The sequence below is a fragment of the Listeria cossartiae subsp. cossartiae genome (assembly GCF_014224155.1).
Taxonomy (GTDB): domain Bacteria; phylum Bacillota; class Bacilli; order Lactobacillales; family Listeriaceae; genus Listeria; species Listeria cossartiae.
Genome location: NZ_JAASUI010000001.1, coordinates 1,262,475 through 1,274,602 on the forward strand (window position 1 = coordinate 1,262,475; position 12,128 = coordinate 1,274,602).

Genomic DNA, 12,128 nt, shown 5'->3' on the forward strand with positions numbered 1-12,128 from the left:
TTTATTTCTCCCCCTTGGTGTTTGTTAGTTTTTCTAATATCGTTGTTTCAGAAACAGCTTCTTGCTCGCCTGTTTCCATATTTTTCAATTGGTAGTTGCCTGTTTGTAGTTCTTCCTCACCAAGAATGATGGTGTAGACAGCATTTTTTCGATTGGCATCTTTTAATTGTGCTTTGAATTTACGTTTTAAGTAATCTTTTTCTGCACTAATGCCATTTTGTCTTAATTTATTTACAAGTGTTACAGCTTTTAATTCTGCTTCTGGTTGGGCAGTTATCACGTATACTTCCAGCGGCTTTTTGGCTGGTATTTCGATATCCGCTTTTTCTAAAGCCAGCAAGATTCGCTCTACACCAATCCCAAAACCGATTCCCGGTGTATCTGGTCCGCCAAACTCTTTTACTAAGCCGTGATATCTTCCCCCACCACAAAGCGTGGTTTTTGCGCCGAATCCTTCTTCCACACTCATAATTTCAAAGGTTGTATGGTTATAATAATCTAAACCACGGACCATCGTCGGATCAATTTCAAAAGGAACCCCAAGTGCCGTCAAGTAATTTTTAACATTTTCAAAATAGGCAACAGATTCTTCATTCAAAAAGTCCAAAATAGATGGTGCGGATTGAATAAGCGGATTATCATGGTCTTTTTTGCAATCTAAAATACGCAGTGGATTTTTGTGTAAACGTACCTGACACTCCGAACAAAATTCATCGATATGCGGCTCAAAATGAGCAACAAGTGCTTCGCGGTGTTTCAAACGGCTTTCTTTATCTCCAAGACTATTAATAACTAATTTAATATTTGTTAGTCCAATTTTCCGGAAAAACTCCATTGCTAGCGAGATAACTTCCACATCAATCGACGGATCATCACTTCCAAGTGCTTCAATGCCCATTTGGGTAAATTGGCGCTGTCTTCCGCCTTGTGGACGTTCATAGCGGAACATCGGCTCATTATAGTACATTTTGATAGGTTGGCTCACTTCGCCGTATAATTTATGCTCAACGAAAGCACGAACAACAGAAGCAGTCCCTTCTGGTCTAAGCGTTAAACTTCTACCACCTTTATCTTCAAACGTGTACATTTCTTTCGATACGATATCTGTGGAATCACCAACCCCACGTTCAAATAATTCCGTATGTTCAAAAATAGGCGTTCTAATTTCTTCGTATTGGTAGTTTTCGCAAACTTTTTTAAACTCTGTCTCTAAAAAATGCCATTTACTAACCTCTTCCGGCAAAATATCTCGTGTCCCTCTTGGTAATTGCAAATCCATCACCATAAACCTCCTTTTTCTACTTCAAAATATAAAGAAAAACCCCCGTCACTTGTTATAAAAACAAGGGACGAGAGTTTATTTACACCCGTGGTACCACCCTAATTAGAACTACTAATGAGTCCTCACTTAAGTCAGTTAACGCCTGAATACGTTCTTGCTTACTGTTTTCAACAAGAAACCTCGAGAGTGTCTTTTCGGAAAATATGACTATCTTTATCCTTTCAGCCAAATGGGATAAATTCTCTGTATAGCATGGATTTTCGTACTTTTCTCTGTCGCTAGTTTTAAATATGAATTATTCTAAGATTACTAAAAACACACTGAAAAGTCAACATTTTGCCAGTTTTTTTATAAAATTCCACTTTCTAGTTCCATGAAAGCGCATTTTATGGTAACATTTTACTGTCAGATAAAAGTTTATGAGTATATGGGTGGTGTTAGCTTTAAATGAAAAATAAATTCATTTTTATCACCGTTGTCTCCATTTTATTGATTGCAGCAGGTATATTTACAACCATTGCGATGGCGAATGCGAATTCCGTTGTCGTCAAAGCAGAAGTCTTAAATGTCCGCAGCGGTCCTGGTTTAGCCTATGATGTAACGAGCCAAGCCAGAAAAAATGAAGTACTCCGGGTAGTCGGTGAAGAAAATCAATGGTACAAAGTTCAATTAGATAACGGGAATAGCGGTTGGGTTGCTAGCTGGTTAGTAGAAAATACTGACGTCAGCGCTGCAAGTAACAGTGTAGCTATTGTCTCATCTGATGGCGGCTTAAATGTCCGCGAAAAACCAAGTACCTCTAGTAATTCACTTGGCTTACTAAATAAAGGGGATCAAGTAACAGTAACTAGCCAACAAAACGGCTGGGCGCAAATCCAATATAATGGTAAAAGCGCATGGGTTAGCTCCGATTACTTAACAATCCGTGAATCCGTTACGAAAGTTGATGAAAGCGAACTTCAAACAGTAACAATTCGCGACGACTCCACTAATATTAGAAATAAACCAAGCCGTGATGGCGCCGTCATCGAAAAAGCAAATTCTGGCCAAGGGTTTGCTATCCAAGGAGTACAAGGTGACTGGTATAAAATTCGTACAACAAGCGGTGAAGAAGGTTATGTAGCGAACTGGGTTGTCGATGTTTCCGATAAAGGACAAACATCAAGCCCTCGTAGTAAAACAACCAAATTATCCGAAGCGACCATCGTTATTGACCCCGGACACGGCGGCAATGACCCAGGTGCAAAAGGTGCAAATGGCACAATCGAAAAAGAAATGACTTTAAAAACAGCTAAACAACTAAAAGAAAAGCTTGAATCCAGAGGCGCGAAAGTAATTTTAACAAGAAACAGCGATAAATACATTTCTTTAAAAGCGAGAACAAATGTAGCTGCTAAAAATAACGCCGATGTGTTTATTAGCATTCATTTTGACAGTTTAGAAGATACGAGTAAAGCGGTCAGCGGTCAAACAACCTATTATTATGATAATAGCGACAAATCGCTCGCAGAAAGTATTAATACAACGCTTGGGAACGACCTCCCTACTTCTAACCGCGGCTCACGAGTTGGCGATTATTATGTAGTCAGAGAGAATTCACAACCAGCTGTACTTTTAGAACTTGGTTATCTAAGTTCCGCAAAAGATGAACGTAATATTAATTCCGCATCTTATAGAAGTCAAATCGCTGACTCTGTAACAGATGGTTTATCAAATTACTTCTCTAATTAAAAAAACGATCATTCAGATGACCTGAATGATCGTTTTTTTATTTTCGCATTTCGTCGGAATCAAGCATTATTGTAACGGGACCGTGATTGACAATTTTCACATCCATTGATGCGCCAAACACCCCTGTTTCAACAATAAAACCTGCGTCTGAAAGCTTTTGGTTAAATAAGTCATATAACGCTTCTGCTTTTTCGCCTGGAGCAGATTTTGTAAAGCTCGGACGTTTCCCTTTGCTAACATCCGCATATAAAGTGAATTGAGAGACACTAAGAATCGCGCCGCCTCGTTCTGCTAAAGAAATATTCATCTTTTCTGACTCATCTTCGAAAATTCGTAACCCAACGATTTTGTTCGCGATATAATCAACTGTTTCTGGTGTATCGCTATGAGTAAATCCAACTAACAGACAAAGACCACCAGCTATTTCGCCGATAATTTCCTCTTCTACTTTTACAGATGCTTCGTAGCACCTTTGCAGTAGTACACGCATCGCCCTTCACTCCTTTAGTTCATTAATCTTCTCACAGTATAAACATCTGGGATTTGTTTTATTTTATCCACTACGCGTTGTAAATGATTAATATTATGAATTTGCAGCGTGACAACTAAGGTTGCCATTTTATTATTATCGACTTTGGCATTGACTCCGTTAATATTGGATGTCAAACTATTGATTACTTGCAGAATATCATTTAGTAAACCATTGCGATTATAGCCATAAATCTCGATATCGACATTGTAATCGTTTTTCGCTTGAGAATCAGTATCTTCCCAATCAACATCGATTAGTCGTTCTGGCTCGATTGCTTGTACATTCGGGCAATCTTGGCGGTGAATAGAAATTCCGCGACCTTTTGTAATGTAACCGACGATATCATCACCAGGTACTGGATTACAACATCTTGAAAGACGAATCAATAAGTTCCCTACACCTTGAACAACGACACCTGCATTGTGTTTGATTTTCAGTTTTTCGTTGTTTGCATCTGAATTGGATGGTTTATTCTCAGATTGGGTGAGCAACTTCTCGGTTTCTGCTTCAATTTCTCGCTCTTTACGTAGTTTTTCGGTTAGACGATTGGCCACTTGTAACGCTGTAATCCCATTATATCCAACTGCGGCAAACAGATCGTCTTCATGCGAGAAATTCAATTTATCCGCTAGTTTACGCAGATTTTCGGGAACCATAATTTTTTTCGGTTCGAATCCAAGCTGTCTGATTTCTTTTTCTATTAAATCGCGACCTTTTTCAACATTTTCTTCTTTCGCTTGTCGTTTGAAAAATTGCTTGATTTTGTTGCGCGCTTGGGACGTCTGAACTAATTTCAACCAGTCGCGGCTTGGGCCATATGAATGTTTGGACGTTAAGATGTCAATAATATCGCCCGTTTTTAATTTATAATCTAACGTGACAATTTTTCCGTTAATTTTTGCACCGATTGTTTTGTTTCCAATCTCTGTATGGACACGGTAAGCAAAATCAAGTGGTACAGAGCCATTCGGTAGCTCGTATACATCGCCTTTTGGTGTGAATACGTAGACAACATCGGAAAACAAATCGAGTTTCAAGCTTTCCATAAATTCTTCGGCGTTATCCGATTCATTTTGATATTCTAAAATTTCACGGAACCACGTTAGTTTGTTATCGAAGGATGTTTTAGAATTGACGACTTTGCCTTCTTTGTAAGCCCAGTGTGCCGCAACCCCGTATTCAGCGATTTGGTGCATTTCGTGTGTTCTAATTTGGACTTCAAGTGGTTCGCCTTGAGGCCCGATAACCGTCGTATGAATCGATTGATACATATTGGACTTAGGCATTGCAATGTAATCTTTAAAGCGTCCTGGCATCGGTTTCCAGCGTGTATGAATGATACCAAGAACGGCATAGCAATCCTTGATACTACTAACAACGATACGAACCGCGAGTAAATCATAAATTTCGTTAAATTGTTTGTTTTGTTCGCTCATTTTCCGGTAAATTGAATAAATGTGTTTCGGTCTACCAGAAATATCTGCTTGAATATTGAGTTCATCTAGGTTTTCATTGACGCCATCAATCACGTCATGTAAATAGCGCTCTCTTGCATCCCGCTTTTGTTTCATTAAATGAACGATACGGTAATATTGTTGCGGATTTAAATAACGCAAGGCCGTATCTTCTAGTTCCCATTTTACGCGGGAAATCCCTAAACGATGCGCAAGTGGTGCAAAAATTTCTAGTGTTTCATTCGCAATTCTACGTTGTTTTTCTACTGGCAAATGTTTTAATGTCCGCATATTGTGCAAACGGTCTGCCAGTTTAATTAAAATAACGCGGATATCCTGCGCCATGGCAATAAACATTTTTCGATGATTTTCTGCTTGTTGCTCTTCATGTGATTTATATTTGATTTTACCAAGTTTTGTTACACCGTCTACTAGCATGGCAACTTCACTGCCGAAAACTTCTTCTAAATCTGCTAGCGTGACTGGCGTGTCTTCCACAACATCATGCAAAAATCCTGATGCAACTGTCGATGGATCCATTTTTAATTCTACTAAAATGCCAGCAACTTGAATTGGATGAATAATATACGGCTCACCTGATTTACGAAATTGTTCTTTATGAGAATCGCGCGCAAATTCATACGCTTTTTTTACGAGCGCTAGATGTTCCTGATTCATATAATGAGAAGCCATATCGATGACTTGCTCAGCTGTCAGATTTTGTTCTTTCGCCATTTACATTCACCCTCTTATCCCTTGAAATATCTACAACTTAAAAACACCCAATAACTGAGTGCTCTAAAAAATATTCTTGTCTAATATTATAGCATGAGGCCACTTTGTTTAGAAAGCACTTTTCCTTGATTTTTCAGATTTTCTAGTACTTTCCAGCTTTTTCAATCAAAAAACTACCCCTAAAATAATAGGAGTAGTTTATTTTTTATAATTGCATCAGAATTAAACGGTCGTAACCATTTAATTTTTTGTGTCCTTCTAGTTCTTTAAGTTCGATTAGGAAAGCACAACCAGCTACGATACCGCCTAGTTCTTCTACTAGTTTAATTGTCGCTTCGATTGTTCCACCTGTTGCTAGCAAATCATCTGTAATAAGTACGCGTTGGCCCGGTTTGATGGCATCGCTATGCATCGATAATTTGTTTGTACCATATTCTAAATCGTATTCCATTTCGATTGTTTCACGAGGAAGTTTTCCTGGTTTACGAACTGGCGCAAAACCAATTCCTAACGCATAAGCAACTGGGCAACCAATAATGAAACCACGTGCTTCCGGTCCAACAATAATATCAATTTTTAATTCTTTTGCATATTCCACGATTTTATCTGTAGCAAAACGATAAGCTTCACCATCATTCATAAGTGGTGTAATATCTTTAAAAACAATCCCTTTTTTCGGCCAATCGTTCACAATCGCTACGTAATTTTGTAAATCTTTAATTTCCATTTTCTAGTTCCTCCGCATTCGGGTAAATTGATGTTTCCATCATTGATTTCATCCAACTATGAAGCTCAGTATAATTGGAGTACAACAGTTTTTTTCTTGTAGTTATTTCTTCTACCTTTTGTTGATAAACAAGTGACTCGTCCAGATTACGTTTTTCAACAACTTCATTGATAATAATCTGACCACTATCCATTTTAGCAAATTCTAAATCAAAAAACACCTTTGACATGAAATCTATTTGATCTTTATTCCAGCCAAACTTCTGCATTAGCCGTGGTGTGTACTTTTCGATTGGAAATGGTTGGAATTTTTTTATTAAACTATATAGCTCTGCAAACGCTACTCGGTCCGGTATTGCTGGGATTTGATTCCCTTCAGCTGCATCAAAATGGACAAAAATACGTTCTGGTTTTGTTTCGCGAACAATCGTTTCAATTAATTCGATATTTGTTGGCATATCTGCGAAAACAAGTTCTTCCGTCTCGAAATCGGCCGTAAAATCCGTTTTTTCATCGACTAAAATATATTTTTGTTCACCGAGCGCCGCAATTGTCCTTTCTTCAAAGCAAACGAACACTCTTGACGCTGTTTGTTCTTGAAGGATTCTCGCCCATTCCGCTTTACTCCGCACATCGAAAAGTTGCCAGTGCGCGATATGAATATCCATCATTCGTAGCTGTGGTTTTTTGACATTATTCCATTCATTGATGGACAATTCCCCAACGACATTCACGGCTGCTGATGGAGAAATTTTTTCTACTAAATCACCAACACCAAATCCGATAGAATCTAGCGTAGCATCACTTTCAGTCGTCGCAAGCATCGTTTTTAGATGGGTTTTATCCGCTCCAATTCTTTTCGTCCCTTTTAAATGCATATTCTCTAAAAGGAAGATTGGTTTGGGATTGTCCATGCCGAATGGTGCTAATTTTTCTAACTGCGCAATAAAAGCAACAGAAACGTCTGCTAAATCGATTTTTTCTTCTATTTTTAAAGCTGGTCGGAAATCTTCTTCGGAAAGAAAACTAGCTTCTTCTTGTAATTTAGCTTCTAAATCGGCCAAGTTTTCAGCTGGTAGTGTTAAACCTGCCGCCATTGGATGCCCGCCAAAAGCAGTCATTAAATCACGGTGTTTATCAAGCGCTTGATACAAATGAAACGCATCTACACTTCGGCCTGATCCTTTGGCAATACCTGTTACCGGGTCAATACCGAGCACAATAGCCGGACGAGAGTAAGTACCAACTAATTTAGAAGCGACAATGCCTAGGATACCAGTATTCCAACCTTCTCCGTAAACAACGAGGACATTCCCTAACGTTTCTTTCGCTTCGATTACTTCCATCGCAAGTTTCGTTGTGTCTACTACGACTTGTTTCCGTTCCTTATTCGCATCGTCAATTTCTTCCGCTAAGAAAAGCGCCTCTTCCGGATCTTCTGTTAAAAGTAAATCAGCAGCTGGATCGGCTGGGCCTAAACGACCAACAGCATTAAGTCGCGGCGCCAAACCAAAGCCAATCGTTTCTTCGGTAGCCTCTTCCAACTTTAAGCTAGCTTTCTTGGCTAAAACCGAAAGACCCAGATTCGCGGATTCACGCAATTGACGCAAACCAAGTTGTACGAGCAAACGGTTTTCGTCTGTTAAAGAAACTAAATCGGCAACCGTACCTACAGCAACCAAATCAAGCAATTCCTTTGGCTCTTCCCCAAGTAGCGCATGAGATAATTTATACGCAACACCTACACCAGCAAGCTCATCAAATGGATAAGCCGACTTCGGATGTTTCGGGTGGATAACCGCAACAGCTTCTGGCATTACCTCACGTGGCTCATGGTGATCTGTAACGATAACATCTAAACCAATTTCTTTCGCATGCGTCATGACTTCCAGCGCTGCAATCCCATTATCAACCGTAATAATTAAATCAGTTCCTTGATTTTTCGCCATATCAAATGCGGCAATGTTCGGGCCGTATCCTTCTGTAAAACGATTAGGAATATAAAATTCAGCGTTCGCACCTATATGACGCAGCGTTTTCATTAACACAGCAATGCTCGTAACACCATCCGCATCGTAATCGCCGTAAACTAAAATCTGCTCATTTAATTCTATCGCTTGCTTAATTCTAGCAACCGCAAGATCCATCTCTGCAAATAAAAATGGGTCGTAGCTTTCATATTTTTCTGGGTGGAAAAATTTATCGAATTGTCCTTGCGTAGTAATTTTTCTTTTCCAAAGTAGTTTTGCAAGTGGAAGCGAGATTTTTAGCTGTTCTGCTAATTGGCTAGCTTTATCTTCTGCTGCTTCCTCGATATTCCATAAGTATTTTGAATGAATCACATTACCCCACCTCTCAACCTTCCTATTATATCGAAAATCACTAGAAAAACCAAGAGGAATCTTCAAAACAAAAAACGCCAACTTCAGAAGTCAGCGTCCGTTTCTTTATTTCGTTGTATCTACTACTTTTTCAGTATCTCGTTTTTCCACTTTAGATGAATGAGTTTTCATCGCTTTAGCAGCTGCTAGTTGACGTTCTACTTCCGCTTTTTCGGCTGTTAATTGCTTTACTTTTTTCTTCATTCCACGAGATTTCGCGATATTTAAGAAAAAGATAATCAAGCAACCGCAAAGAACCGACCCAATAATAATTAAAATTAATGGCCATTCCGCTTGAGCAAATAAAAAGTTTACTTCTACTGGATCTACATTGATAACTGCAAATATTGCAATAATAAGTGCTAAAATAATTCCCGCAATCACTTGCCACTGTACTTTATTTTCTTTCATGTTTTCTCCTCCTTGCAACAATTATCTTACTATTTACCCGTTTCCAGCCTATTAAAAACGGCCGAATCTCTTTTTATGAAATTCGGCCATTGTTTTTAAACGACAGGTTGTCCGTTATTGCGTGGTTTTTTCTTTTTAACCGTACTAATAGGTCCTTTTTTACGTAGTTGTCTTGCTTTAAATACGTACCATAGTTGCATCGCCATAAAGATAGACGAGAACACACTGGAAACAAGTCCAACAAGTAAAGCGATGGAGAAGTTCAGAATTGACTCACTACCGAATAGTACAAGTGCAAGTACGGTGAAAATAACCGTTAAAATGGTATTGATAGAACGAGTGAATGTTTGACGCAATGCTTTGTTAACTGCATCGGCAATCTCTTCTTTCGTTTTAAAACGCTGCATCTTCATACTAATATCTCGTATCCGGTCGGCGGTGACTATCGTATCATTTATCGAATAACCGATAACCGTTAGAACTGCGGCAATGAACGTTAAGTCAACCTCCAGTCTTGTAACACTAAAGAAGATGAAGATGATAAATGCGTCGAATAGCAAGGACAGAATCGCCGCAATACCCATATAAAACTCAAATCGTACCGCAATATAAAGTACAATCAACACAGAAGCCACGCCAAGTGCCCAGAAGCCATTTTTGGCAAGTTCTTTCCCGACAGTTGGAGAAACAGTACTAATGCTTGGTTCGTGCTTATATTTGTCTTCAAAGTAATCTTTGAATTTAGCTACATCATTTTGAGATAAAGTTCCTTTGTAAGAAATAACGGCTGTTTTAGAACCGGATCCTTGGAAAACAATATCATCAGACGGCATATCAATTTCTTTTAAATCTTTCTTAATTTGTGTTTCTGTCAGTGTTTGGTTCGCAGTTACTTCTGCTCGCGTCCCACTGGCAAAATCGATGCCAAGGTTCAATTTGAATATTGATAGAATAACGATACCGACAATGACAATCGCGGTAAAAATAGATAAGAACAAACGATGATGTTTAACAAAGTCATAACGATCAAAGTGTGTTTTTAAGTTAAAGCTATTGATGCCTTCGTGTAAATTATGGATATCTTTACGTTTAACTGCAAAGAATCCCGGTTTATTGTTAAGCCAATTACTTTTCACTAATAGTCCAAGTAAGAATCTTGATCCCCAAACGGCTGTCAAGAAGCTGACTAAAATACTAATGATCAGTACTGTAGCAAAACCTTTAATCGAGCTTGTTCCGAAGTAGAAGAGAACCGCAGCTACGATAAGTGTCGTTAAGTTACCATCTAAAATCGCACGGAAAGCTTCTTTTCCGCCGACTTCGAAAGCAGCTTTGGTCGACCTACCGACTTTGATTTCTTCTTTTATCCGCTCGTATGTGATTACGTTCGCGTCAACAGCCATACCTATCCCCAGAATCAAACCGGCGATTCCTGGTAAAGTTAGCGTTGCGTGAAGCAGACTTAGAATTAATAATACTAAATAAGTGTAAGCAACTAATGTAATCGATGCAACAACACCTGGTAGACGGTATACTGCCATCATGAAAATAAAGATAGCCATAACACCAATAATACCCGCTAAAATAGTTTCTTGTAGCGCATCTTGACCAAATTGTGCACCAACAGATGTCGAATAAACTTCTGTCATTTTCACAGGAAGCGCACCGGAGTTCAGAAGTTCAGCTAAATCTTTGGCTTCTTCTGTTGTAAAACTTCCGGAGATTTCCACTTTATCTGTATCAAGCACACTACTTACGTTTGGCGCTGACAAGTAAGCTGGATCTTTCTTCTCACGTTCTGTTTTGTATTTTTGTCCTTCTTTCCAATCTAACCAAATAACTAATTGATTGTCAGGTGCTTCTGCTAAAATTGTTTTTGTTACACTAGCAAATTTATCTGCGCTTTTTAGTTTTAAGGTAACGATTGGATTATTGCTAGAATCGAAAGCTTGTTTTGCCCCGCCTGCAACTAAGTCACTACCGTTCATCATCATTTTGTCATTTGCATCTCTAAATGATAATTGGGCTGTAGTGGATAGCATTTTTCGTGCTTCTGCTTGGTCAGTTATCCCAGCCAATTGAACACGAATACGGTTATCTCCTTCGATTTGGATACTTGGTTCTGCAACACCTAATGAATTAATCCGTTTATCAAGTGACGTTACTGTATCTGTTAATGTTTGTTTGGATACAGTTCCTTTACCGTCAGCTGGCGAAACTTCATAAAGAACTTCGAATCCCCCTTGCAGATCCAATCCTAAGTTGATGTTTTGCATAACCATTTTTGCGGTGCCAAATACAGCACCAAAGATAATTGCAACTACTAGAAAGAAAATAACTATCTTACTCTTTTTTACCATTTCTGTTTCGTTCCTCCCTCATCTAAACCATAACAAATCCCAGTCTAACAACAAATACTTCTATTTTTATGTACTAAACTCAAGCATTTGCTAACAGGCTGTTAATCTTCCACATTCGGTTGAAGCACATTCATCGCTTGAGAAACATGGTTATTAGATTCTTGTTCAGCTGTTGTCATAATAAATTGCATTAATTGTCCAATATTCATTTGCATAACATCATTGATTCGTTCATGCAAAGCAGGGGTTGTTTTATTCTTCCACTTTTCTTCAGTTAAAAATGCCCAAATGTGGCTTGCTTTAATTTCCCGGTAACCTAAAATATGAAAATCTTCCACTTTTATCGCAATCGCAGGTGCTAAATCTTCATACCATTCCGAAAATGCATCCATCATTAAGTCATCCCCTTTCTTAAACAATAAGCATATTCCCATTTTATCTAAAAAAAGCTTAAATGGAAAGTATAAGCTCTAATTTTATGGTTAAAAAATGCCATTTCACCGTTTAGAGGGAAAT

9 protein-coding genes and 1 other annotated feature are annotated in these 12,128 nt (G+C 38.5%); of the genes, 1 reads left to right on the forward strand and 8 read right to left on the reverse strand.

Annotation, left to right across the window (positions count from 1 at the left end; translation table 11 throughout):
* Nucleotide 1: 1 nt before the first annotated feature.
* Complete coding sequence (gene hisS / locus HCJ30_RS06450) at nucleotides 2-1,279, reverse strand: histidine--tRNA ligase (protein WP_185391433.1); 1,278 nt, start codon at nucleotides 1,277-1,279, stop codon at nucleotides 2-4.
* Nucleotides 1,280-1,342: 63 nt separating this feature from the next.
* Nucleotides 1,343-1,570 (reverse strand) — a binding site (T-box leader).
* A 159-nt stretch (nucleotides 1,571-1,729) separates the two neighbouring features.
* On the opposite strand from hisS, the gene HCJ30_RS06455 reads away from it, so the two are divergent.
* Nucleotides 1,730-3,013 (forward strand): N-acetylmuramoyl-L-alanine amidase family protein, encoded by a 1,284-nt coding sequence (locus HCJ30_RS06455; protein WP_185391434.1) that lies wholly within the window; start codon nucleotides 1,730-1,732, stop codon nucleotides 3,011-3,013.
* 37 nt (nucleotides 3,014-3,050) lie between these two features.
* On the opposite strand, the gene dtd is transcribed toward HCJ30_RS06455, so the two are convergent.
* The 7 genes from dtd to HCJ30_RS06490 all read right to left on the reverse strand — a co-directional run bounded on the left by dtd (nucleotide 3,051) and on the right by HCJ30_RS06490 (nucleotide 12,004).
* Nucleotides 3,051-3,503 (reverse strand): D-aminoacyl-tRNA deacylase, encoded by a 453-nt coding sequence (gene dtd / locus HCJ30_RS06460; protein WP_185391435.1) that lies wholly within the window; start codon nucleotides 3,501-3,503, stop codon nucleotides 3,051-3,053.
* Between the two features lie 14 nt (nucleotides 3,504-3,517).
* Nucleotides 3,518-5,734 (reverse strand): RelA/SpoT family protein, encoded by a 2,217-nt coding sequence (locus tag HCJ30_RS06465; RefSeq protein WP_185391436.1) that lies wholly within the window; start codon nucleotides 5,732-5,734, stop codon nucleotides 3,518-3,520.
* 205 nt (nucleotides 5,735-5,939) lie between these two features.
* Complete coding sequence (locus HCJ30_RS06470; protein WP_185391437.1) at nucleotides 5,940-6,461, reverse strand: adenine phosphoribosyltransferase; 522 nt, start codon at nucleotides 6,459-6,461, stop codon at nucleotides 5,940-5,942.
* Nucleotides 6,451-8,802: a single-stranded-DNA-specific exonuclease RecJ gene (recJ, locus tag HCJ30_RS06475; RefSeq protein WP_185391438.1), complete on the reverse strand. Its 2,352-nt coding sequence runs from the start codon at nucleotides 8,800-8,802 to the stop codon at nucleotides 6,451-6,453. Before recJ ends, HCJ30_RS06470 begins: the two co-directional genes overlap by 11 nt.
* A gap of 105 nt (nucleotides 8,803-8,907) precedes the next feature.
* A complete protein-coding gene (locus tag HCJ30_RS06480; protein ID WP_185391439.1) occupies nucleotides 8,908-9,252 on the reverse strand; it encodes a LapA family protein in 345 nt (114 codons plus the stop codon).
* Between the two features lie 95 nt (nucleotides 9,253-9,347).
* Nucleotides 9,348-11,612 carry a protein translocase subunit SecDF gene (secDF, locus tag HCJ30_RS06485; RefSeq protein ID WP_185391440.1) on the reverse strand — a complete coding sequence of 755 codons (2,265 nt, stop codon included), beginning with the start codon at nucleotides 11,610-11,612 and terminating at the stop codon, nucleotides 9,348-9,350.
* 101 nt (nucleotides 11,613-11,713) lie between these two features.
* Entirely contained in the window at nucleotides 11,714-12,004 is a 291-nt protein-coding gene (locus tag HCJ30_RS06490) for a post-transcriptional regulator (RefSeq protein WP_185391599.1), read from the reverse strand.
* Between the last annotated feature and the right edge of the window lie 124 nt (nucleotides 12,005-12,128).